At 64.8% G+C, this 24,200-nt stretch carries 18 protein-coding genes; 9 read left to right on the top strand and 9 right to left on the bottom strand.

Going from position 1 to position 24,200, the window contains the following annotated elements:
- The first annotated feature begins 51 nt into the window (after positions 1–51).
- From AC3G2C_RS06600 to AC3G2C_RS06620, 5 genes are all read left to right on the top strand, one after another.
- Positions 52–744 carry a response regulator transcription factor gene (locus AC3G2C_RS06600; RefSeq protein ID WP_488383834.1) on the top strand — a complete coding sequence of 231 codons (693 nt, stop codon included), beginning with the start codon at positions 52–54 and terminating at the stop codon, positions 742–744.
- The gene (locus AC3G2C_RS06605; RefSeq protein WP_488383835.1) at positions 741–2,174 is read left to right on the top strand and encodes a sensor histidine kinase; all 1,434 of its coding nucleotides are present in this window, start codon (positions 741–743) and stop codon (positions 2,172–2,174) included. The genes AC3G2C_RS06600 and AC3G2C_RS06605 overlap by 4 nt, the downstream gene beginning before the upstream one ends.
- 136 nt (positions 2,175–2,310) lie before the next feature.
- A complete protein-coding gene (locus tag AC3G2C_RS06610; protein ID WP_488383836.1) occupies positions 2,311–5,514 on the top strand; it encodes an efflux RND transporter permease subunit in 3,204 nt (1,067 codons plus the stop codon).
- Positions 5,507–6,703 carry an efflux RND transporter periplasmic adaptor subunit gene (locus tag AC3G2C_RS06615; RefSeq protein WP_488383837.1) on the top strand — a complete coding sequence of 399 codons (1,197 nt, stop codon included), beginning with the start codon at positions 5,507–5,509 and terminating at the stop codon, positions 6,701–6,703. Before AC3G2C_RS06610 ends, AC3G2C_RS06615 begins: the two co-directional genes overlap by 8 nt.
- Positions 6,690–8,153 carry an efflux transporter outer membrane subunit gene (locus AC3G2C_RS06620; RefSeq protein ID WP_488383838.1) on the top strand — a complete coding sequence of 488 codons (1,464 nt, stop codon included), beginning with the start codon at positions 6,690–6,692 and terminating at the stop codon, positions 8,151–8,153. The genes AC3G2C_RS06615 and AC3G2C_RS06620 overlap by 14 nt, the downstream gene beginning before the upstream one ends.
- Before the next feature lie 99 nt (positions 8,154–8,252).
- Here the strand turns inward: AC3G2C_RS06620 and tal are convergent, their stop codons facing one another.
- The 4 genes from tal to AC3G2C_RS06640 form a co-directional block, all read right to left on the bottom strand.
- The gene (tal, locus tag AC3G2C_RS06625) at positions 8,253–9,242 is read right to left on the bottom strand and encodes a transaldolase (protein WP_488383839.1); all 990 of its coding nucleotides are present in this window, start codon (positions 9,240–9,242) and stop codon (positions 8,253–8,255) included.
- Positions 9,232–10,542, bottom strand: a complete 1,311-nt coding sequence (locus AC3G2C_RS06630) for an NAD(P)/FAD-dependent oxidoreductase (RefSeq protein ID WP_488383840.1) — start codon at positions 10,540–10,542, stop codon at positions 9,232–9,234. Before AC3G2C_RS06630 ends, tal begins: the two co-directional genes overlap by 11 nt.
- Positions 10,543–10,597: 55 nt before the next feature.
- The gene (locus AC3G2C_RS06635; RefSeq protein WP_488383841.1) at positions 10,598–12,766 is read right to left on the bottom strand and encodes a primosomal protein N'; all 2,169 of its coding nucleotides are present in this window, start codon (positions 12,764–12,766) and stop codon (positions 10,598–10,600) included.
- A 473-nt stretch (positions 12,767–13,239) separates the two neighbouring features.
- Positions 13,240–14,358 (bottom strand): DUF3667 domain-containing protein, encoded by a 1,119-nt coding sequence (locus AC3G2C_RS06640; protein ID WP_488383842.1) that lies wholly within the window; start codon positions 14,356–14,358, stop codon positions 13,240–13,242.
- A gap of 127 nt (positions 14,359–14,485) precedes the next feature.
- Here AC3G2C_RS06640 and AC3G2C_RS06645 point away from each other — a divergent pair, with 127 nt between their 5' ends.
- The gene (locus AC3G2C_RS06645) at positions 14,486–15,853 is read left to right on the top strand and encodes an MATE family efflux transporter (protein ID WP_488383843.1); all 1,368 of its coding nucleotides are present in this window, start codon (positions 14,486–14,488) and stop codon (positions 15,851–15,853) included.
- Between the two features lie 107 nt (positions 15,854–15,960).
- A complete protein-coding gene (gene sppA / locus AC3G2C_RS06650; protein WP_488383844.1) occupies positions 15,961–17,826 on the top strand; it encodes a signal peptide peptidase SppA in 1,866 nt (621 codons plus the stop codon).
- A gap of 64 nt (positions 17,827–17,890) precedes the next feature.
- On the opposite strand, the gene AC3G2C_RS06655 is transcribed toward sppA, so the two are convergent.
- Positions 17,891–18,718: an ABC transporter ATP-binding protein gene (locus tag AC3G2C_RS06655; RefSeq protein WP_488383845.1), complete on the bottom strand. Its 828-nt coding sequence runs from the start codon at positions 18,716–18,718 to the stop codon at positions 17,891–17,893.
- A 48-nt stretch (positions 18,719–18,766) separates the two neighbouring features.
- Positions 18,767–18,985: a hypothetical protein gene (locus AC3G2C_RS06660; protein ID WP_488383846.1), complete on the bottom strand. Its 219-nt coding sequence runs from the start codon at positions 18,983–18,985 to the stop codon at positions 18,767–18,769.
- A gap of 100 nt (positions 18,986–19,085) precedes the next feature.
- Here AC3G2C_RS06660 and AC3G2C_RS06665 point away from each other — a divergent pair, with 100 nt between their 5' ends.
- A complete protein-coding gene (locus AC3G2C_RS06665) occupies positions 19,086–19,868 on the top strand; it encodes an SDR family oxidoreductase (protein WP_488383847.1) in 783 nt (260 codons plus the stop codon).
- Positions 19,869–20,164: 296 nt separating this feature from the next.
- Here the strand turns inward: AC3G2C_RS06665 and AC3G2C_RS06670 are convergent, their stop codons facing one another.
- The 3 genes from AC3G2C_RS06670 to AC3G2C_RS06680 form a co-directional block, all read right to left on the bottom strand.
- Positions 20,165–20,380 carry a hypothetical protein gene (locus AC3G2C_RS06670; RefSeq protein ID WP_488383848.1) on the bottom strand — a complete coding sequence of 72 codons (216 nt, stop codon included), beginning with the start codon at positions 20,378–20,380 and terminating at the stop codon, positions 20,165–20,167.
- Between the two features lie 561 nt (positions 20,381–20,941).
- Positions 20,942–21,580: a DUF4124 domain-containing protein gene (locus tag AC3G2C_RS06675; RefSeq protein WP_488383849.1), complete on the bottom strand. Its 639-nt coding sequence runs from the start codon at positions 21,578–21,580 to the stop codon at positions 20,942–20,944.
- Positions 21,581–21,607: 27 nt separating this feature from the next.
- Positions 21,608–22,552 carry a DegV family protein gene (locus AC3G2C_RS06680; protein WP_488383850.1) on the bottom strand — a complete coding sequence of 315 codons (945 nt, stop codon included), beginning with the start codon at positions 22,550–22,552 and terminating at the stop codon, positions 21,608–21,610.
- A 582-nt stretch (positions 22,553–23,134) separates the two neighbouring features.
- On the opposite strand from AC3G2C_RS06680, the gene AC3G2C_RS06685 reads away from it, so the two are divergent.
- Positions 23,135–23,926, top strand: a complete 792-nt coding sequence (locus tag AC3G2C_RS06685; RefSeq protein WP_488383851.1) for an AMP nucleosidase — start codon at positions 23,135–23,137, stop codon at positions 23,924–23,926.
- The last annotated feature ends 274 nt before the right edge of the window (positions 23,927–24,200 follow it).

Below are 24,200 nucleotides of genomic sequence, written 5' to 3' on the forward strand. Positions count from 1 at the left end.
GAACCAGGGCTGGCTCCGCTCCCTTGGACCGGACTTGCTGACGTTCCCGCCATGCCCCGAGTGTTGGTGATCGAAGACGACGAAACCACGGCGCGCGAGATCGTCGCCGAACTTAGCGTGCACAATCTGCAGGCCGAGTGGGTGGGCGATGGGCGCGAGGGGCTGGCCCAGGCGCTGCGCCACGACTACGACCTGATCACGCTGGATCGCATGCTGCCCGGCCTGGACGGCATCGACGTGGTCGCCGAGCTGCGCCGCGCCCAGGTGGATACGCCCGTGCTGATGATCAGTGCGCTCAGCGATGTCGACGAACGCGTGCGAGGTTTGCGTGCGGGTGGCGATGATTACCTCACCAAACCGTTCGCGCCCGACGAAATGGCCGCGCGCGCCGAAGTGCTGCTGCGCCGACGTCAGCCGCAGGCGGCGCAACGCCTGCGCGTGGCCGATCTGGAGCTGGATCTGGTCAGTCACGTCGCCTATCGCGCGGGCCAGCCATTGACCCTGCTGCCCACCGAATACCGCCTGCTGGAATTCCTCATGCGCAACAGCGGACAGGTGCTCACGCGCAGCATGATCTTCGAGACGGTGTGGGGCTTTCATTTCGACCCGGGCACCAACGTGATCGACGTGCATATCGCACGGCTGCGCCGCAAGATCGATGGAGCAGGGCAGGCCGCCTTGATCCATACGGTGCGCGGCACCGGTTACATGCTCTCGGTGCGTGATACGGCGGTGACCTCATGAACGCGCGTCCCAACGCCTGGCATTCGGCCATTTCGCGATTGATCCTGATCTACGGCTCGTTGTTCGCCTTCTGGGGTTTCGTGCTGGTGGGCGTGATCCAGTGGGAAACGACCCGTTACCTCAACACGGTCATTGACCAGATGCTGGTGCAGCGCATGCACTACATGGCGTCGACCGATCCCGAGCGCCTGCCTGCTACGGTGGATGCGGCGGCGGCCATCGATCCGCACGGCATCATGTCGGTTGGTTTGTTCGATCGCGATCACCAGCCGTTGGCCGGCAACATCGATCACTTGCCCAGCTCGCTGCCGCGAGATGGCCAGGTGCATTTGCTGCAGCATGGCTTGCCGCGTCCGGATCGCGACGCCGAGCGCGTGCGTGCGCGTGGCCTCGCCAACACGTTGCCCAATGGCGACATCCTGGTGATCGCCAAGGACACCAGCACCATCGATGGCATCGGTACGATCATCCGGCGTGCCCTGTTGTGGGGCGTGTCGCTCACCATCATTCCCGGTCTGCTGGGCGGGTTCCTGTTGCGGCGGGGCCCGGAGAAGCGTATTCGCGCGCTCCAGGAGGCCACCGACCCGATTCGCCAGGGCGATCTTTCCAAACGCCTGCCGGTAAGCCGGCGCGGTGACGAGCTCGACCAGTTGGCGGGCATCGTCAACACGATGCTGGGCGAGATCGAGCGCCTGATGAACGAGGTGAAGGGTGTGTGCGACAACATTGCGCACGACCTGCGCACGCCGCTCACGCGCTTGCGTGCTCGCCTGTATCGCACGCAGCAGCAACTGGAAGGCCAGCCCGAGGCGGGCTTGGTCGAGGCCTGTCTGGTCGACATCGACGCCGTCCTACAGCGTTTCCGCGCCTTGCTGCGCGTGTCGGAGCTGGAAGACCGTCATCGTGCGGCTTGCTTCGATGAGGTGGACGTGGGGCAGGTGCTGCGTCAGGTGCACGAGTTCTACGCACCCGTGGCGGAAGACCGCGGCCAGCCATTCGAGCTGGAGGTGCAGTCGCTGTCGCCCGTGCGCGCGGATGCGCACTTATTGTTCGAGGCGCTGGCGAACCTGGTGGGCAATGCGATCAAGTTCACGCCGCCCGGTGGCGCGGTGACGCTGCGAGCTGTCATGGACAAGCGCGGCCCGCGCGTGGACATCATCGACAGCGGACCCGGCATTCCTTCGGATGAGCGCGATGCGGTGACACGACGCTTCTACCGTGGCGATAACAGCCGCACCACGGCGGGTTCGGGTTTGGGCCTGAGCATCGTCAGTGCCATCGTTCGGATGCATGGCTATGCGCTGGATATCGGTGAGGCGGGCGGCAACGGCGCGCGTCTCACCCTGTACTGCTATGCGCTGGCTCCCGGCGAAAAGCCGGGAACCTGCCTGTCGCGCACCGTGCCGGAAGTCACGCCCGCCATCGTGTAAGCGTCTGATGAGGCGATGGTTGGCGATGCGTTGGCCGTAACATGAAAATATCTTCATGCGCACAAGTGATCTGTGCGCATCAGGCCCATGCGAAAATTTGTCGCGACGCATCATTTCGCGCACGGAAATCCCCCGCATGCTTGGCATCGTCCGGATCGCGCTCACGCGGCCCTATACCTTTGTTGTTTTCGCGCTGTTGATCCTTATCGCCGGCGTGATGTCGGCGATACGAACGCCGACCGACATATTCCCGGATATCAACATTCCGGTGATCGCCGTGTCCTGGCAGTTCACCGGCATGACGCCCGACCAAATGGCCGGACGCATGAACACGCCCTTCGAGCGCACGCTCACCACCACGGTCAACGACATCGAGCACATCGAGTCGGAATCAATCAACGGCATGGGCATCACCAAGATCTTCTTCCAGCCGGGCGTGAACATCGCCGTTGCCAACGCACAGGTGACAGCGATTGCGCAGACCCTGCTCAAGCAGATGCCGGCCGGTGCCACGCCGCCGCTGATCGTGAACTACAACGCCTCGACGGTGCCCATCCTGCAGCTGGCGCTGTCGGGCAAGGGTCTTTCCGAGCAGCAGTTGAGCGACCTTGGCCTGAATCAGCTGCGCCCGCAACTGGTGACCGTGCCGGGCGCGGCCATTCCGTATCCGTTCGGCGGCAAGACACGCCAGATTCAGTTCGACGTAGACCCGGCGGCGCTGCAGGCGCGCGGCCTCTCCGCGCAGGACGTCGCCAACGCGCTGGCCGCGCAGCAGCAGATCAGCCCGATCGGCACGCAGAAGATCGGCAAGTACGAATACGTGATGGAGCTGAACAACGCGGCCGTCCATCTGCAGGAGCTGGAAGACCTGCCGATCAAGAGCGTCAACGGCACTACCATCTACATTCGCGACGTGGCGCATGTGCGCGACGGCAACCCGCCGCAGACTAACGTGGTGCATGTGGATGGCGTGCGCTCGACGCTGCTGTCCGTGCTCAAGAACGGCTCCACCTCCACGCTGGCCATCGTGGCCGGCGTGCGTGAAAAGCTCGGTGGCTTGAAGGAAGCGCTGCCGGATGAGCTTTCGGTGACGCCCATCGGCGACCAGTCGCTGTTCGTACGCGCCTCCATCAATGGCGTGGTGCGCGAAGGCATCATCGCCGCTGCGCTCACCAGCTTGATGATCCTGTTGTTTCTGGGCAGCTGGCGCTCCACGCTGATCATCACCACCTCGATCCCGCTGGCGGTGCTGGGCTCGGTGTTCACGCTGTCGGCCATCGGCCAGACGCTCAACATCATGACGCTGGGCGGCCTGGCGCTGGCGGTGGGCATTCTGGTGGACGAAGCCACGGTGACCATCGAGAACATCAACTGGCACCTGGAGCAGGGCAAGGACGTGGTCACCGCCATCGTCGACGGCTCGGCCCAGATCGTGGTGCCGGCATTCGTGTCGTTGCTGTGCATCTGCATCGTGTTCGTGCCGATGTTTTTCCTGCCGGGCGTTGCGCGTTACCTGTTCGTGCCAATGGCCGAAGCGGTGATCTTCGCGATGATCTTCTCGTTCATCCTGTCGCGTACCTTGGTGCTGACCATGGCCAAGTACCTGTTGCACGCGCATCCAAAAACCGCGGACGAACACGGCCAGCACCTGCCGCTGCCGCCGCCGACCACCGCGCTGGGCCGCTTCCAGCGTGGCTTCGTGGATCGCTTTGAGCGCATTCGTGCCGGCTACAGCGGCTTGTTGGATCTGGCGCTGGCGCATCGCAAGGTGTTCGTGATCGGCTTCCTGGCTTTCGTGCTGCTGTCGTTCGCGTTGCTGCCGGGCCTGGGCAGCAACTTCTTCCCCGATGTGGATGGCGGCCAGATCCTGGTGCATGCCCGCGCGCCGGTGGGTACGCGCGTGGAAGTCACCGCCGCCGAATTTGCCGACATCGAAAAAGCGATTCGCGGAGTGATTCCGCCGCAGGACCTGGAAGCGATGGTGGACAACATCGGCCTGTACAGCAGCTCGATCAACACTATCTACAACAACACCGGCGAAATCGGCGAGCAGGACGGCGACATCCAGATCTCGCTGAAGGAAGGTCATCGCCCCAGCGCGGAGTACGTGCGCGTGCTCCGCGAAAAGCTGCCGCGTCTGTTCCCCGGTACGACGTTCTCGTTCCCGCCGGCGGACATCGTGAGCCAGATTCTCAACTTCGGTTCGCCCGCGCCGATCGATCTGCAGATCCGCGGTTTCCACCTGAGCCAGAACTTCAACTACGCCAACCTGCTGCTCAACAAGATCCGCAAGATCCCTGGCGTGGCGGATGCGCGCATCCAGCAGTCGCAAGCGGAGCCAGCGTTCCACATCAACGTGGACCGCACGCGCGCGCAGTTGCTTGGCCTGACCGAAGGCGACGTCACCAGCAGCCTGGTGGCTGACCTGTCGGGTACGGCGCAGGTGTCGCCCACGTTCTGGCTCAACCCCGACAACGGCGTGACCTATCCAATCTCGGCGCAGGTGCCGCAGTACCAGCTCGATTCGTTGGCTGCGCTCAACAATCTGCCGATCACCGCCAAGAGCGGCGGCAACGCACAGGTGCTGGGTGCGCTGGCGGACATCACGCGTTCGCACAGCAACATCGTGGTGAGCCAGTACAACATCCAGTCGATGGTGGAGATCTACGCCACCACGCAGGGGCGTGACCTGGGCGCGGTGGCCGCGGATATCCAGCAGCTGCTCAAGGACACCGCCTCGGCCAAGCCCAAGGGTGCCAATGTGGCGCTGCTGGGCCAGGTACAAACCATGAACGATGCCTACACCGGCCTGTTGCTGGGCCTGCTGGGTTCGGGCGTGCTGGTGTACCTGCTGATCGTGGTGAACTTCCAGTCGTGGAGCGATCCGTTTGTGATCATCACGGCATTGCCTGCCGCGCTGGCCGGCATCGTGTGGATGCTGTTCGTGACCCGCACCACCTTGTCGGTGCCGGCGCTGACCGGTGCGATCATGTGCATGGGTGTGGCGACCGCCAACTCGGTGCTGGTGGTGAGCTTCTGTCGCGAACGCCTGCAAGCCCATGGTGATGCCACGCTCGCCGCGCGCGAAGCCGGATTCGTGCGCTTCCGCCCGGTGCTGATGACCGCGCTGGCCATGATCATCGGCATGGTGCCGATGGCGCTTGGCCTGGGCGATGGCGGCGAACAGAACGCGCCGCTGGGTCGTGCGGTCATCGGTGGCCTGCTGTTTGCCACCACCGCCACGCTTATCTTCGTTCCCGTCGTTTTTTCCATCGTGCATGCGCGGCGTGGCCGCGCGTCTGATTCGGCCGTCACTGCCGGAGAGCCTGTCCATGTCTGAGCATCTCACCCCGCTTCCGGAGACGTCGCTGTCGCCGCGTCGCCTGCGTCTGGCCGCCGTCATTGGCGCCGTCCTGTTCGGTTCGATCGTGGTGATCGGCGTCGGCGTGCGTCTGTCCGACGCGCGCAGCCTGCGCCAGTGGACCGACGAGCAGGCCATTCCCTCGGTGGTCGTGTCGCATCCCGAAGCGCTCGACGGCAAGGCGCCGCTGGAGTTGCCGGCGCAGATGGATGCGTTCACCAACGCACCGATCTACGCGCGCACCAGCGGCTACCTCAAGTCCTGGAACAAGGACATCGGCGCCACGGTGAAGGCCGGCGACCTGCTCGCCATCATCGATACGCCGGATCTGGACCAGCAATTGCTGCAGGCCCAGGCCGATCTGGCCAGCGCGCGCGCCAATGCGGCTCTCGCGGCCACCACGGCCAAGCGCTGGCAGGTGTTGCGCTCGACCGACCCCGATTCGGTGTCGCAGCAGTCGGTGGACCAGTACAACGGTGACTACGCGGCCAAGCAGGCACAAGCCAATGCGGCGCAGGCCAATCTGGATCGCCTGAAGGCGCTCAAGTCGTATGCGCGCATCGTGGCACCGTTCGACGGTCGCCTGACAGCGCGCAACACCGACGTGGGTGCCTTGGTGACCGCCGACAGCAATGGCGCGCCGATGTTCGCCGTGGCCGATACCAGCAAGCTGCGCGTTTATGTGCGCGTGCCGCAGGTGTATGCGCCCAATATTCATCGCGGTGATGAAGCCACGCTCACCGTGCCCGAGTATCCGGGCAAGAGCTTCACCGCCAAGGTCGAAGCGGACGCGCGCTCGATCACGCCGACCTCCGGCACCACGCTGGTACAGCTGGTGGTGGACAACCCCGATGGCCGTCTGCTGCCCAGCAGCTATGCCAGCGTGCGCTTCAACCTCGCCGGCAATACCGAAGGCGTGCGCGTGCCGGCCGAAGCGCTGATCTTCGACGACAAGGGCCTGCGTGTGGCGACGCTGGACGCGGATGACCACGTGCAGTTCAAGACGGTGACCATTCGCCGTGACTACGGCAAGACCGTCGAACTGGGCTCGGGCCTGAGCAGCAGCGACCGCGTGATCGTGAACCCGCCCGATGGCCTGGCCAGCGGCGACCCGGTACGCATTGCCAAGAATCCGCAGCCGGCGGCGAAGTCCCATGAGAAAGCCTAAGACGCTCGCACTCATGATCGCCTCGACGCTGGCGCTGGGCGCCTGCTCGATGGCGCCCACGTACCAGACGCCGCAGGCGCCGGTGGCGCCGAGTTATCAGGATGCCGGCCCGTGGACCACGGCCGCGCCGGCCGACCAGTTGCCCCGCGAAGGCTGGTGGGCGCTGTACGGCGACGCACGCCTGGACGACCTGGAACAGCAGTTGCTGGCGCACAACGCGGATCTTGCCGCCGCGCTGGCGAGCTACCAGCAATCGCGCGATTACCTCGCGCAGGTGCGCGCCGATCTGTTTCCGCAGGTGTCGCTGGGTGCTGGTGCGCAACGCAACCGACAGTCGCTCAACGCACCGCTGCACGGCGCAACCTCACCGGAGTACTACAACCAGTATTCGCTTACCGGGCAGGCGACCTACGAGGTGGACCTGTGGGGCCGCGTGCACGACAACGTCGCGGCTGGGCGGGCGTCGGTGCAGGCGTCGGCGGCCGATCTGGCCTCGGTGCGCCTGAGCCTGGAAGCCTCGCTGGCCGACAGCTACCTCGTGCTGGTTGGGCTGGATCGCCAGATCGATCTGCTGCAGAAAAGCGTGGATGCCTACGAGCGCGCCCTGCAGCTCACCAAGACGTTGCAGGCGGGTGGTGCGGTATCCGGCCTGGATGTGGATCGTGCGCAGACGCAGCTGTCGTCCACGCGCTCGCAACTGTCGCAGACCAAGGCGCAGCGCGACATGCTGCAACACGCCATCGCCGTGCTGGTGGGGCAGCCGGCGTCGAGCTTTACGCTTGATGCCAAGACCGATCTGCCCAATCTACCGGTCATTCCGGTGGGGCTGCCCTCAACGCTGTTGCAGCGCCGCCCCGACATTGCCGCGGCCGAGCGACGCACCGCAGAAGCGAATGCGCAGATCGGCGTGGCGCGTTCGGCGTTCTTCCCCTCACTGACATTGAGCGCGGGTGGCGGCTTCTCCAGCGGTGCCTGGGGCAAGCTGCTCGATGCGCCCAGCGAGTTGTGGGCGGTGGGGCCGAGCCTGTTGATGAGCGTGTTTGACGGCGGCCGTCGCCGCGCGCAGGTGGCTTCGGCGCACGCCGCATTCGACGAGGCCAGCGGGCACTATCGCAGCACCGTGCTCACCGCGTTCCAGCAGGTGGAGGACAACCAGTCGCAATTGAAGAACTTCGGCGCCGCGCTGGTGGACCAGCAGGAAGCCACCGCCGCCGCGGATCGCACGCTCAAGCTCTCCATGGCGCTCTACAAGCAAGGCGCCAACAGCTATCTCGACGTGGTGACCGCGCAGGTCGCCTCGCTCGACGCGCACCTCACTTTGCTCGGCCTGCAGACCAATCAGCTGCGTGCCAGCGTGGGCTTGGTGCGTGCGCTGGGCGGCGGGTGGTCGAGCGACGACATCGCGCCCGCGCACCTGGCGCAGGAAGCTAAGGCACAGGGCATGAAGTAAAACGCCCCGGCGCGTGAGCGCCGAGGCGTGGTGGTGCGATGAACAACGAAGGCAACGATACGATCCCGGCTGCGGCCGGGATCGTCGTTTCCGCCGCGCTTACAGCTTGGCGGCGAGCAGCGTTTCCAGCTTGCGCTGGTCCACGGCGAACTTGCGAATGCCATCGGCCAGCTTGTCGGTGGCCATGGCGTCTTCGTTGTGGCCCCAGCGGAACGCGGCTTCGCTGATCGGCGCCACGCGTGCTTCGCGCGCGCCGTTGTCGCTGAGTGCGCGCGGCAGCGGCGAGGTGTCCTGCTCCAGCTTCTCCAGCAGGTCCGGGCTGATGGTGAGGCGATCGCAACCGGCCAGGGCCTGGATCTGGCCGATGTTGCGGAAGCTTGCGCCCATCACCACGGTGTCGAAGCCGTGCTGCTTGTACCAGGCGTAGATGCGACGCACCGACTTCACGCCCGGGTCTTCGTCCGGCGCGTAGCTCTTGGTGGCGGTGTTGGCTACATACCAGTCCATGATGCGGCCGACGAACGGCGAGATCAGGAACACGCCGGCTTCGGCGCAGGCCACGGCCTGCTCGAAGGAGAACAGCAGGGTCAGGTTGCACTGGATGCCACGCTTTTCCAGCAGCTCGGCGGCGCGGATGCCTTCCCAGGTGGAGGCCACCTTGATGAGGATGCGATCGCGCGACACGCCCGCCTGCTCATACAGCTCGACCAGGCGCTCGGCCTTGGCGATGGTGGCGCTGGTATCGAAGGACAGGCGCGCATCCACTTCCGTGGACACGCGGCCAGGCACCAGTTCGATGATCTTGCGGCCCACGGCCACGGCGAGGTGGTCGCTGGCATCCACCAACTGCTGTTCGCGCGAGGCGCTCCTGCCCTTGGCCCAGCTCACCGCCTCGTCGATCAGCGGCGCATAGGCGGGCAGCTCGGTCGCCTTGAGCAGCAGCGAGGGGTTGGTGGTGGCGTCCACCGGGCGATAGCGAGCAATCGCTTCGATGTCACCAGTGTCGGCGACCACGGTGGTGTATTGGCGGAGCTGTTCGAGTTGGGAAGACACGGCAATTTCCGGTAAGGCGAAAAGACTATTGTCCATGCTCGGCCTCCGGCGGCAAAGCGCTGGCGTTGGGGGCGTCGCTGCCGGTGACGATGCGGGCGTGGCGCTGGTAGGTCCAATAGGCCCAGGCCCAGTCCAGCATCACCACGAGACGGTTGCGAAAGCCGATGAGGAAAGCGATGTGGGCGATCAGCCAGACCCACCAGGCCAGCAGCCCCGACAGTTTGATCCGCCCGAACTGGGCCACGGCCGCCATGCGGCCGATGGTGGCAAGCGCGCCGTCGTCGCGGTAGCGGAACGGCGGCAGGCTTGCGCCGCGCCAACGCGCCTTGAGCAACAAGGCGACGTAGCGACCCATCTGCTTGGCCGCCGGGGCGACGCCAGGCACCGGCTTGCCATCGGCCTGGGTGACGCTGGCAAGGTCGCCGATGACGAAGACCTCCGGGTGCCCGGGCAGGCTCAGTTCGGGCGTCACCTGCACTCGCCCGGCGCGATCCACCGGGGCGCCCAGCAACTTGCCCAGTGGCGAGGCGGCCACGCCGGCGCCCCATAGCACGGTGCGCGCGGGGTAGGGCGTTTCACCCAGCGTGACGCCTTGCTCGCCAATGGCGGTGACTGGCGTGCCCAGGCGCACCTCCACGCCGAGTTTTTCCAGCTGATGGCGAGCCTTGTCGGACAGGCTGGGATCGAAGGCGGGCAACAGGCGCGGGCCGGCTTCCACCAACAGCACGTTCGCCTTGCGCGGGTCGGCGCGGCGGAACTCGCGTGGCAAAGTGTGGCGGGCGATTTCTGCCAACGTGCCGGCCAATTCCACGCCGGTGGCGCCGCCACCTACCACCACGAAGTTGAGCCAGGCCTGACGCTTGGCGGGATCGTCCTCGCGCTCGGCACGCTCGAAGGCGAGCAATACGCGGCGGCGGATGGTGAAGGCGTCGTCCAGCGTCTTCAGGCCCGGCGCATAGCGTGCCCATTCGTCATGGCCGAAGTAGGCGTGCGTGGCGCCGGTGGCGACCACCAGCACGTCGTAGTCGAGTTCGCCTTGCGCCAGTTGCACGCGTCGTTGGGCCAGGTCGAAGCCGAGGGCTTCGTCCATCAGCACGGTGGCATTGGTTTGCTTGCGCAGGATCTGTCGCAGCGGTGCGGCGATGGAGGGGGCCGAAAGGCCCGCTGTGGCCACCTGGTACAGCAGCGGCTGGAACAGGTGGTGGTTGCGGCGATCCACCACGGTAACGCGCACCGGCGAATCGGCGAGGCCGCGGGCGACGGCGAGGCCGCCGAAGCCGCCGCCGAGAATCACGACGTGGGGGAGTTGAGGCGATCGAGCGTGATGACTATCCATGGCTTACCTCGTTCGAATGAAAATCGTTGGAGGTGTCGTCATCGCCGCTGTCCCGTCAGTAAAGGTCGATGGGATCGACGTCGAGCGACCAGCGCACCCGGCGCGCCGTCGGCTGCGCTGCGAGTGTGCGATACCAGGGGCGCAGCGCCTGATGCAGCGCGCTGCGCGTACTGGCCTCGATTAGTAGTTGGCCGCGATGGCGCCCGGCGCGCAGCGGCATGGGGGCGGGCATCGGGCCGGCGATCTGCAAAGGCGCATCGGCGAGCGCCGCGCGTGCCTCGTGCAGAAACGCGTCCACGTGTTCGCGTTGATGCGCGTCGGCGCGCAGCAGTACCTGATGGCCGAAGGGCGGCAGTTCCACGCTGCGGCGTTCTTCCAGCAAGGTCTGCGCGGCGGCGCCGTAGCCCTGCGCCAGCAGCTGGCGCAGCAGCGGGTGTTCGGGGTGATGCGTTTGCAGCAGCACGCGGCCCGGCTTGGCCGCGCGCCCGGCGCGACCGGCTACCTGCACCACGAGTTGGGCGAGGCGTTCGCTCGCGCGGAAGTCCACGCTGTGCAGACCTTCGTCCACGCCTACGATGGCGACCAGGGTGAGGTTGGGCAGGTCGTGCCCCTTTGCGAGCATCTGTGTGCCGACGAGGATGGCGGGGCGATCCTGGTGCAGGCCTTCCAGCAGTTCCTCAAAGGCGTCGCGCCGGCGCGTGGTTTCGCGATCGATGCGCAACACCGGCACGTCAGGGAAATGGGCGGCCAGTGCCTCTTCCAGCCGCTCGGTGCCCTGGCCCTGCGGCTTGAGGTTGGGCGCGGCGCACGCGGGACATTCCTGCGGCACGCGCGCACGGTAATCGCAGTGATGGCAAATGAGCTGACGACGACCGGCATGCAAGGTCATCGGATGTTCGCAGCGCGGGCATTCGGCATGCCAGCCGCAGCTGTAGCAGAGCAATACGGGTGCATAGCCACGCCGGTTGCGAAACACCAGCACCTGTTCGCCCCGCGCCACGGTGTCGCCGACCGCGGCCAGCAAGGCTGGCGAGAGCCCGTGGTCGAGGCGTTGCGCGCGCATGTCCACGATCTGCACCTGTGGCGCGCGAATGGCGCCCGGGCGTGCACGCAGGTGCAGCGCGCGATAACGGCCGGCCTGCACATTGGCCAGCGTTTCCAGCGAGGGCGTGGCCGAGCCCAGCACCACGGGCACGCCCAGCGCGCGGCCGCGCAGCAGGGCGAGATCGCGGGCGTGGTAGCGAAAGCCCTCCTGCTGCTTGTATGCGCTGTCGTGTTCTTCATCCACCACGATCAGGCCGGCGTGCGGCAAGGGCGTGAACACCGCCGAACGCGTACCCAGGATGACCTTGGCCTCGCCGCTGCGCGCACGCAGCCACGCGCGTGCGCGATCGCCTTCGGCAAGATTGGAATGCAGCACTTGTACCGGTACGCCCAGGCGGTCACGCAGTCGACGCACCGTCTGCGGTGCCAGGCCGATTTCCGGCACCAGCAGCAGCGCCTGCTTGCCCTGGGCGATGACCTGTTCGATCAGCGCCAGGTACACCTCGGTCTTGCCGCTGCCGGTGACGCCGTCGAGCAGAAAGGGCTGGAAGCTGCCCAGCGCTTCGCTCATGACCTGCACGGCTTGCTGCTGTTCCTCGCTCAGCGCGGGGGCGTGGGTGATGGGCGCAGGGGCAGCCGCCTCCCGTTCGCAGCGGGCGATCAGGCCGGCCTCATCCAGGCGGCGCGCGGCGTCGCGCCAGCCCGGCAGTAATTCATGTAATAGCTCGGCCGTTTGCGGCCCGCGCGACAGCGCTTCCAGCAAGGCCCGGCTGCCGCCGCGCCGGCTCCCGGCCGCCAGCGCGCTGCGGCCGGCGTCGGTGAGCGACCAGGCTTCCTCGCGCGGGTCGGGCAGGGGGCGGTCTTCGCGCAGCGCCAGCGGCAGGGCGTTGGCATAGGCCTCGCCGGGGGCGCCGAGCCAGTAGTCGGCGGCACGGGCCAGGGTGGCCATCAGCTCGGCATCGAGCAGGGGCGCGTTGTCCAGCATACGCAGGGCGGCCTTGAGCCGGCCGTTGCCCACGGCGGTCTCCACCCCGGATTCCACCACCACGCCTACCGCCTTGCCCTTGCCGAACGGCACCAACACGCGACTGCCCGGCGGCGCCATGCCCTCGGGCGGCGGCAGGTAGTCGAACAGGGTCGGCAGAGGAACCGGAAGGGCGACGCGTAGGACGGCGGGCATGAAGACCTCGTGGCGGTCCAGTGTAACCGGCCCGCTGCGAACCGGGTCGATGGCCCCGGAACCCGCACATTCGGGGGCGAACGGTCTGGGTGCACAGGCTTGCGTGGGGTTGTTCCCCTGCCATTGAGAAACCGGGTCTAAGTGACTATCGGCAGGGGGCTTTTCAGGTTATCCACAGGAGTTGTGGATAAGTCTGTGGATGCCCCGTTGAGGGAGGCCCCCAGGGCGCATGAAAACGGCCCTGGGGACGCGCTGCGCAAGTTTTAACCAGGGTGAAATAGGCAATTAAATCAGCTACTTAAAAATTTTACTCGGCTGGTGTTCATACAATTGCCATAGGCATGGGTCTTGCCTTGACAGCCTCATGACGCTGTGCAAAACCCTCGGACGAACCCTGGAGCGCTCATCAAACCCAAGGGAAGTACGGGTTCTTTGTGTGCGCTGTGTCACAGAAGTGTGCCGATACGCGGTGCTCAGTGCGCCATGCCCAGCAGGACCGCCATGCCGAGCGCAATGCTCATCAACCACATGTAGCACCAGCCCACGAAAAGGTACTTCACCGTGGTCATGAACCATCCCTGCCGATAGACCCGCTTTTGCATCAGCAGCAGGTAGATCGGTATCCAAAGGCCCAGCGCCCAGAGAGCCACGAGAAGCGGCGTGCTCGTCCAGGCCGCGTGTGGAAGCAGCCAGCTACGCAGCATGCCCAGCAGCAGCCCTAGCAAGAGCACTAGGAACATGAAGGCGTGGCTGTGCAGCGCCACGATCAGGTGCTCCATGTACAGGCGGCGCTTGAACACGAACACCAGCTTGAGCAGCAGGGCGAACAGCGGCATCACGATGAACATGGTCTGCGGGAGCACCGCGAACACGCCCGTCATCACGCGTTCCTGCGCCTCTACGCTGGCCTCGCCGCCGGAGGAAAGCTCCTTCACGTTGCTGGCGGCATGCAACAGCGAGCGGTTGATGCGTTCGTTGATGCTGTCGGGCAGCCACCTCAGGTGGACCTGTCTGGACTCGCCATTCCAGCCGTCCACACTCGTGCTGGGAATCGGGAGCGCGCCCAACTGAGCGAGGCGGTGATTGGCGTGATCGCGTTCGGTGCTCAGCGACCGACGTTGGGCCTTGTGCCCATGCTCCTCGGCGCCGTTGCCCGTGGTGATTTCCTTGCGCTTTTCCTCGAAATGGTTGCGCACGGCGTCGGGGGTGAGGTCCTTGGCGAAGTCGCCAGTACCGGCGCTGGCTTCCACCGAGGCGTCGCTGAAATGCACGCCATCCATCGCCAGGTGGCATACGAAGAAGGCCAGCAGGCACAACACGAACATCAGGCGGAACGGCGCCACATAGCGCTGGCGGCGCCCGGAGAAGTATTCCAGGGTAAGGAAGCCTGGGCGATAGAACAGCGGCGGTAGCGTCTGGACGATGCGGCCGTCCACGTGCAGCACCATGTCCAAGGTGTCCTCCACCATGTGATGCATCGGGCGCAGCACGGTGTGGATGGACTGCCCGCACTCATGGCAGAACTCCCCTTGCATCGGTGCACTGCAGTTGGCGCAGTGCACGCCCTCGAACGACACCAAATCCTTCTTCATGCGTCCTCCCCCGAGTCGATCAGCCCGCGATCTTGGCATAAGCCGATGACGGAGGCAGCTACTGCGTGCCGGTTCGACCGGTGCCGTTGGCCCGCTCCTGTAGAATGTTGCGGACAGGAGTCCCCATATGTCGTATTTCCGCCCCGATCGCGCCAGGGTGGCGCACGAGGTCAGCGCCACGGTGCGCCTTGCCTTGCCTTTGATTGCCGCACAACTGGCTGCCGTGGGCCCCAACTTTGTCGATGCCGTGTTGGCCGGTCACTTGAGTGCTCACGTGCAGGCGGCGGTGACGACGGCCGTGAGCATCTGGGCCCTGGCCCTGGTAAGTGGTCTGGGCATGATGATGGCCGTGCCGCCGTCGGTGGCTCAACTGGACGGTGCGCAGCGCCGCCACGAAGTGGGCGCCGTGTTCGTGCAGGCACTGTGGCTGGCCTGGGCCATGGGGCTGGTGATGTGGTTCCTGGTGCGCCATGCCACGCCCATGCTCGACTGGATCGGTGTGGTGCCCACGTTGCGCACCGACGTGATGCACTTCCTGCACGCCATTAGTTGGGCCGCCCCGGCGCTGACCAGCTATTTCGCTTTGCGCGGGCTTTCCGAAGGCCTGTCGATGACGCGCCCGTCCATGTATTTCAGTTTCGGTGGCCTGCTGGTGCTGGCGCCGCTGGGCTACGTGCTGATGTACGGCAAGTTCGGTCTGCCGGCATTGGGTTCGCTGGGCAGCGGCATCGCCACGGCGATCGTGTTGTGGCTGGAGATGCTCGGCTTTGCGTGGTACGTGGCCAAGCATCCGGCCTATCGCGACCTGGGCCTGCGCGAGGGCCTGGCCTGGCCCAAGCCTCGCATGATCCTGGACCTGCTCAAGATCGGCGGCCCGATGGCAGTGACCTTGCTGGCCGAGGGTGGTTTGTTCGTGGCGGTGGCCCTGGTGATCGCGACCCTGGGCGAGACGGTGGTGGCTAGTCACCAGGTAGCGCTGAGCGTGGCCACGGTGGCTTTCATGATTCCGCTGGGCATGTCCATGGCCATTACCGTGCGTGTGGGCAACGCGGTGGGCCGCGGCGATGCGCGTGGCGTGCGATATGCCGGCTTCTGCGGCATCGCCTTGGCCCTGTGCATCCAAACGGTGTCGTCCTCCGTGATGCTGGGCATGCCGCACGTGCTGGCGCGCATGTATACGCATGACACCGCGGTGATCGCGCTGGCGGCGCAATTGATGCTGCTGGCGGGCCTGTTCCAGTTTTCCGATGGCATCCAGGTCACTTCCAACGGTGCCCTGCGCGGCCTCAAGGACACCCGGGTGCCGATGGTGATCACCCTGTTCGCCTACTGGGGCGTGGGCATGCCGGTGGGCTGGTGGCTGGCATTCCGCCATGGCATGGGTGCCCGTGGCATGTGGGTAGGCCTGATTGCCGGCCTCAGCATGGCAGCGCTGCTGTTGTTCACTCGTTTCTGGCGCAACGCCTTCGCCGAACGCTGGCGCAGGCACGTTTGAGGCGGCCCGGTTGAGGTGCTGCGCTGTCAGCGCACCCTGCCGTTTTGCCACATGACCTTCATCGTCCGACCGGCTACGCTGTGGTCGGCATCCAGAGGAAATTTCGCATGACGGACCGTCGCCCTAACGGTTTCTGGGCTTTTCTCCGCGTCCTCGGGCGTGGCATCAATGTGGTCAGGTTGGTCATCATCAACTTGGTCTTTTTCCTCTTGTTGTTCGTGTTGGGCCTGGTGTTCCTGGGCGGCTACTTCGGTAGTCGCGGCGATCGCCTGGTGCAGAACGACAGCGTGCTGGTGATCCAGCCCAAGGGCGCGCTGGTCGAGCAGTACAGCATCGACCCCATGCAGCGGGCATTGGCGGGTTTGGCGGGCAATGCACCCAAGCAGGTGCAGTTGCGCGACCTGGTGGCAGCCATCGACGCGGCGGCCAAGGACACCCGCATCACCCGCATCCTGCTTGAGCCGGGCGAGATGCAGGGCGGCGGTTTTGCCGCGCTGCGCGAAGTGGGTGCGGCGTTGGATCGCTTCCGCGCCGCCGGCAAGCCGGTCATTGTGTGGTCGGCCAGTTATGACCAGGGCCAGTACTACCTTGCCGCGCATGCCGACCGCATCCTGGTCGATCCGCTGGGTGGAGTGATGATCACGGGCCTAGCCAACTATCGCCTGTTCTATAAGGACCTCCTCGACAAGCTCGGGGTGGACGTGCATTTGTTCCGCGTGGGCCAGTTCAAGAGCGCGGCCGAGCCGTACATCCTCGACCACGCCTCGCCCGAAGCGAAGGAAGCGGACAGCTTCTGGATGGGCGGCCTGTGGGATACCTACATCAACGAGCTGGCTAAGCTGCGCAAGCTCGACCCGACCACCCTGCGTGGCGACATCGACAATCTGCCGGAGAAAATCGCCAGCGCACGCGGTGACCTGGGGCAGCTTTCGCTGGACCAGCACTTGGTCGACGGGTTGGCCACACCGGCCGAGCTCGAAGCGATGATGCGCAAGGAAGGCGTGCCCGCCGGCAAGAAAGGTGAAGGCTTCCGCCAGGTGTCGTTGCAGCATTACGTGAACACCTTGAGCGACCCGGGTGCTGGTTTTGATCCCGGTGTGGCCGTGGTGGTGGCCGAGGGTGAGATCTCCGGCGGCAAGCAGCCGCAGGGCACGGTGGGCGGCGATTCCACGGCGGCGCTGGTGCGTGCAGCGCGCGAAGACAAGCGCACCAAGGCGCTGGTGCTGCGCGTGAACTCGCCGGGCGGTGAGGTATATGCCGCCGAGCAGATTCGCCGCGAGGTGGCACTCACCCGCGAGGCCGGTATTCCAGTGATCGTGTCCATGGGTAACGTGGCGGCCAGCGGCGGCTACTGGATCTCCATGAACGCCGATCGCATCTATGCCGAGCCCAACACCATCACCGGCTCCATCGGCATCTTTGGCATGGTGCTCACCGTGCCGGGCACGCTGGACAAGCTGGGCGTGAAGAGTGACGGCGTGGGCACCAGCCCATTGGCCGGCGCCTTCGACATCACCCGTCCGCTCGATCCGCGCGTGGGTAGCGTGATCCAGGCGACCATCGACAAGGGCTACCACGATTTCGTGGGCCAGGTGGCCAAGGCACGCGGCAAGCCTTACGACGCCATCGATACCATCGCACAGGGGCGTGTGTGGACCGGTCAGCAGGCGCTGGATCGTGGCTTGGTGGATCAGCTGGGAGGCCTTGGCGAGGCGGTGGCGGAAGCGGCCAATCGCGCCAAGCTCGGCAAGACCTATCCGGTGCGCTATGTGGAGGAGCCCCTGGGTGGCTTCGAGCAGTTCCTGGTCGGCCTCAACGAGAGCGCCATGGTGCGGGTGGCGCAATCCTATGGCATGCACTTGCCGGCCTGGGTGGCGCAGATCGACAGCATGGCGCCGGAGCTGAAGCTGTTGCGCACGGCGCAGTCAGGTCGGCCGAACGTCTACGCTTATTGCTTCTGTTCGCCCCGCTGAGCGGTTGCCGTGATGCAAAAAGGCCCCGGTGATTGCCGGGGCCTTTTTGTTGGCGTCGCGAGGTTCAGCCGGCGATGGCGGCGTCGTAATAGTCGCCGTGACGTTGTACTTGCACCGGCAGGCCGAAGGTTTCGCTCAGCAGGGCATCGGTGAGCGCCTGGGCTTTGGGGCCTTGGTGCAGCAGGCGACCCTCACGCAGCAGCACGACCTGGCCGATCTCCGGCAGTATTTCCTCGATATGGTGAGTCACCAGCAGCAAGGTGGTGCCGCCCTGTGCGAGCCCGCGCAGGCTTTCCAGAAAGCGCCGGCGGCTGCCTATGTCCAGTCCGGCGCATGGCTCATCCAGCAGCAAGGCACGCGGGCGATGCACCAGTGCGCGTGCGATCAGCACGCGGCGCGCTTCGCCGGTGGATAGGCTGGCCATGGAGCGACCCAGCAGGTGCGTGGCACCTGCCTGGGCCAACGCGTCGTCCGCGTGACGGCGCATGGCGCCGGTAACGCGGTGATCCAACCCCAGGCGGCGTGCGGCGAAGAAGCTGGAGAGCACAGCTTCGGCGACCTCCAAGGTAGCGTCGCTGGTGCAGTCGTCCTGCAGTGAGGGCGATACGATGCCCAGCAGGCTGCGCAGCTCCGACACATGCCAGCGGTCGCGACCAAACACGCGGATGGACGCCTGACCATCGTTGCGTGCCAGCGGATACAGCTCACGCGTGATTAGCCGCACCAGCGTGGACTTGCCCGCACCATTGGCGCCGAGGATCGCAGTGTGCTCCCCGAGGCCGATGCGCAGCTTGAGGTGATCGAGGATCAAGCGATCTCCGCGCATCACGCTGGCGTCGTCGATCTCCAGCAGCGGGGTGACGGTATCGGAGTGAAGGATGGGCGAGTTCATGACGATGCAAGATGCCCGTTTAGACGTCCATTGGCAAAGGCAGACAAGTCACTGGTTGGCAGCCTCGACCTGCTCACGCTGCTTCTCGGCCTGTTGATTGACCACTTTCTGTACGTCGCGAGCGCGCTGTTCGTCCTTCTTCAGGTCATCCCAGGGCGTGGCCACGCGCGCGGTGCTGGCAGCGGCAGGCTGAGCGGCGGGAGCGGGCGCCTTGCCGGAGCAGGCAGTCAGCAGGCAGAGACACAGGAGCGGGGCAAGCCATTTCATGGTCGGTTCTCCGGCAGAGGGCACCAGTGTCCTGTGCCCTTCGGATAACGGCAAGCGGGACGCACTAGGCGTGGGCCCAGGCTGGCTCTAAGCTCGTGGCATGAACACGCGCATCGATGCCTGGCAGCTACAGGGCCATACCGCTTTGATCACCGGCGCCAGCAAGGGCATCGGTTACGCCGCCGCCCGCGAACTGGCGGGCCTGGGCGCCGACCTATTGCTGGTGGCGCGGGATGCCGATTACCTGGAGCAGGTGCGGGTGGAGTTGATGGACGACTTCCCCGGCATCGAAGTAATGGCCTTCGGTGCGGACCTGAGCGAGCAGGAAGAGCGCCTGGCGGTATTCGATTGGGTGGCGGACCTCGGCGCGCCCTTGTCGTTGCTGGTCAACAACGCGGGCGGCAATCGCCCCGCGCCCACGCTGGCCTATCAAGAGCACGAGTACCGCGCGATCTTCGAACAGAACTTGTTCTCGGCCTTCGAGATGTGCCGCCTGGCGCATCCGCAGCTGGTGCAGCACGCCCATGCGGCAATCGTGAACGTGGGTTCGGTATCTGGCATCACGCATGTGCGCACGGGGTCGCCCTACGGTATGAGCAAGGCTGCCCTGCACCAGCTCACCCGCAACCTCGCAGCGGAGTGGGCGGCCGATGGCATTCGCGTGAATGCGGTGGCGCCGTGGTACATCCGCACGCAACGCTCGGAGCCTGCGCTGGCCGACGAGGAATATCTGGACGAGGTGCTCGACCGCACGCCGTTGCGCCGCATCGGCGAGCCGGAGGAGGTTGCCGCCGCGATCGCCTTCCTGTGCCTGCCCGCGGCGAGCTACATCACCGGCCAGGTGCTTGGTGTGGATGGTGGGTTCCTCAACTACGGGTTTTGACGGTTCGCTCGTTGCTGATCGTGTTATGTCTGGTGTTGTCCCCGAACGCTTGCGTGCGGTTTTCCACAGCGACTGGGGAAACGTTGGTGGCAAGCCTGTGGAAAAGTGCGCAGACGCTTTGGCTGGCAAGCACTTGCATGGTTTTGCGCAAAAACTGAGCAGCCCTGCACGGCGCATCGCTAGCAGGCCGCGTCGATGGCGCGATTTGTCCACAGCGATTGGGGAAACGCTGGTGGCAAGCTTGTGGAAAAGTTCGAAGCGGCCTTATCGAGCAGCCACTTGCATGGCTTTGCGCACTATTTGATCAACGCAGGCAACAAACGTTGATTGGCGCGCTCGTGCCCGAATGTATCCATCGATCGCTGCGATCGCGCCGGGTTTTCCACAGCGATTGGGGAAACGTTGGTAGCAAGCTTGTGGAAAAGCGCCGCGTCGCCTTGCGCGACAAACGGTTGCATGGCTTTGCGCAAATACTGACCAACAGCGGCGTTGCGTTTGACCCACTGACGCAATCTTTTCCACAGCGACTGGGGAAACGCTGGTAGCAAGCCTGTGGAAAACCTCGAAGCGCCATTGCGTGGCAATGACTTGCAGGACCTTGCGCAAGATATGACCAGCGTTCGTTGCAACGGCACGAAGCAGCACGTCGCACTCCGCGTGCGTTTGTCCCCAGCGACTGGGGAAACGTTGGTGACAAGCCTGTGGAAAACTGCCAAAGCGCTTTGCGTGGCAGTTACTTGCATGACTTTGAGCAAGCTGTGACCAGCATTCGATGCAACGACGCTAAGCAGTACTTCGCACATTCCCCGCGCGGTTTTCCACAGCGATTGGGGAAACGTTGGTGGCAAGCCTGTGGAAAACTGCCAAGCGCCTTTGCGTGGCAGTCACTTGCATGACTTTGCGCAAGATATGACCAGCGTACGGTGCAACGACGCCGACCAGCACATGGGGCATTCTGCATGCGGTTTTCCACAGCGATTGGGGAAACGCTGGTGGCAAGCCTGTGGAAAACTGCCAAGCGACCTTGCATGGCAAACACTTGCATGACTTTGCGTAAAAAGTAGCCAGCGGCGTCAGCAGTGCCGCAGTTGCGCCAATAGATGCGCTTCACGATCCTCCAGCGGCGGACGATCGCTCTTGAAGGCGCGCTGCAACTTGGTGGCGTTCTCATCGTATGCATCGCGTAGCGCGCGGCAAGTTTCGCCATGGCTCAGTTGGCGGCACGCGTCCTGCACCCACACGTAGTGGTTGGCGATCAGGCCCGGTGTGATGCGTCCGCGGTTGAGCTCAGGTGCCGAGGCGCCGGGTCCATTCGGTGCCCCGTACACCGTAGATAGCGGCAGCGCCGAGGCACCCAAGATGCCGTAGGGCACCTGATAGGGCGGTGGGTTGCCGTTGTCGCTGAGGTATGGCTTGCCATCCGTAGCGCGAGTGCAGGCATACATCATCGGCAAGGGCTCTTCTGGCTGGCTGGGTGCGGCGGGTGTGGCGATCGACTGCGCAGGCACCGGCGAGGCCTCGACGGCCTCCGGCGGTGGTGGTGCGCTGGGCTGGGAGTCGTCCAACTGCAGGGTCTGCTGGCGCAGACCCTTGCCGCAGGGGTGATCCTGATACGTCACTCGGCCGTCGCCTGCCGTGCATTGGTAAGCCGTACCGGCGAATGCGGATGACGCCACGAGCCATAGCAGGAGCACGACACTCGCGCGAACCATGCGGATGCCTCCCAGGGCGGATGTTCGTTAGAACTCGGCGAGATGTTCCTCGGCTGCAAAACCCAGCGTCACCGCGCCCTCGCCGACATTGACCATGCCGGTAATGCTCATCGGGGCTTCCATGAGTTCCACCCCGCATTCCTCACAGGCGGCGCGCAAACCGGCATAGCCCGGCAACTTGTTCAAGTCGGACAGGTCGCCGCCGTAGCTCACGCATACGACCGGCACCAGCAAGCCCGCGTGGACGCGCTGCGCGGCGTAGTTGAACAGCGTTTCGGCGCCATGCTCGAAGCCGCGCACCTTGCCCACGGGGCCGGTTTCGCCGCGATAGCCGCGCAGCAGCGGCTTGATATCCAGCGCCGAGCCGAGCACCGCACTGAACAGGCCCACGCTGCGATCGCCTTTCTTCTTGGCACGCGCGCGCAGGTAGTACAAGTCACGCGGCAGCATGTAGCCATACGCATTATTGGCGATGTAGGTGAGACGTTCGCGGATGGCGGCTGGCGTTTCGCCCGACTCGATCAGCCGCGTGGCTTCGACGATCACCGGCGCCGAGCCGGCGAACAGACTGCGCGTGTCGATCACACGCATGAGGAAGGGGCCGCTGATGCCGTTCTTGTCGCGCACGGCGCGATAGTTCTTCAGCACCGCGAAGCTGGCCTTGATCACATGGTCGTTGATGGCGCTGCGGGTAGCGGTGATGGTGAGGCAGAACACGCAGTCCTGCTCCAGCACCAGCTTATCCAGGAACAACTGCTGCACTTCTTCGATGGAGCAGGGCTCGGTTTCGGCCGAGTGGCTGCGGCTGCCCAGGTTGCGATCCAGGAAACGCTGTTGCTCAGCCGGGTCGCGATTGTCGAGAAAGACCTCATCGTCGACGTGGATCGTGATCGGCATGATCGCGATGTTGTGCTTTTGCAGAAATGCCTGCGGTAGATCGCAGGCAGCGTCGATGGCCAATCCCATCCGCATCGTCTCACCCCCCAGTGAATGGCGCGGCCAACATAGCATGCGCCGTTGAGGCTGCCGACCCCTGCCGATGGGGGTTGGCATGCCGCCTGATCCTGCATCGCACAACGCTTGCCGAACCCAACGCGGGTATCGGCAGCAGGTGCCATCGCTTGATCGATGCGAGGCCTGCGTTGCTATCGCGACGCCGTGCAAACGTGGGAGTGGTACTTGGTTGATGCGACAGGTGGCGACCGCTATGTGGGCGGCGCCTCGCGCAGCAGGGCACTTGGCCCGTCGCCCCTTGCCGCCTTGGAGGCGTCGCCGCGTGGACGGCGTGTTTCGCGAGGCAAGTTTCAGGTGCAACCAATGCCGCGAGAAGCGGCATGCATATATATGTAGAGCACGTGCGGGCCGATAGGGCGCCACAGGACGATAACCCCATATGCGATCCGGCACCGCTGGGAGCGAGGTGGGACAGCCGACTAGGCGAAGCCGGCCCTACACCCGCTAAGATGCAGCGACAGATCTGGCATCTTGCCGGCGTGGCGTCGCCGGTAACGCACGCTGCATATCCCCATGCAGCGTTTCCCGCACGGGGTTTCAATGAAGGAAAAACAAGAAATCGTTGCCAACTGGCTGCCGCGTTACACCGGTACCCCGTTGGAACAGTTTGGCGAACACATCTTGCTGACCAACTTCGGTCACTACGTGGACCTGTTCGCGCAATGGCATGGGGTAGAAGTACAGGGCCGCGACCGGCCCATGCCCAACGCCACGGCCGATGGCATCACACTCATCAACTTCGGTATGGGCAGCCCCAACGCGGCCACCGTGATGGATTTGCTCAGCGCCATCCACCCCAAGGCCGCGCTATTCCTCGGCAAGTGCGGTGGCGTCAAAAAGAAGAACGCCATCGGCGATCTGGTGCTGCCGATCGCGGCGATCCGTGGCGAAGGCACCTCCAACGACTATCTGTTGCCGGAGGTGCCGGCACTACCCGCCTTCCAATTGCAGCGCGGCGTGTCCACCACCATTCGCGACCTCGGTTACGACTACTGGACCGGCACCGTGTACACCACCAACCGCCGCGTGTGGGAACACGACGAGCAATTCAAGGAATACCTGCGGCGCACCCGCTGCATGGCGGTGGATATGGAAACCGCCACCATCTTTGCAGCGGGCTTTGCCAACAAGATTCCGTGCGGAGCGCTACTACTGGTGTCGGATCAGCCCATGATTCCCGAGGGCGTTAAGACTGAGTTAAGCGATAAGAGCGTGACCACTCAATTTGTTGAACGCCACATCCGCATCGGCATCGAGGCCCTCAAGCTGGTGCGCCGCAATGGACGCAGCGTGAAACACCTGCGTTTCGAGGACGAGACGGGTCTGGACTGAACCCCAGTCAAATCAGGGGCCTGGCTGAAGATAAAAGGCTTCACCAGGCTGCCTTCACTGCGGCTTCACCGCATCCAAACGAAGGTCGTGGCGCTGCACCATGTGGAAGGCTGGCAGGCAGGGGGCGATTATTCCCCGGATATATCGCAAGAAAATACTAAACCTGTCATGGCGCAGTATTTTCTTGCTGTATAGATTTTATTGACTATCTGTAAGCAAAGCGTGATAAATGCGCAGCGCTGTAGACCAACGGTCTATCCCTAAAGTCTTTGGG

The sequence above is a fragment of the Frateuria sp. sgz306004 genome (assembly GCF_057750885.1).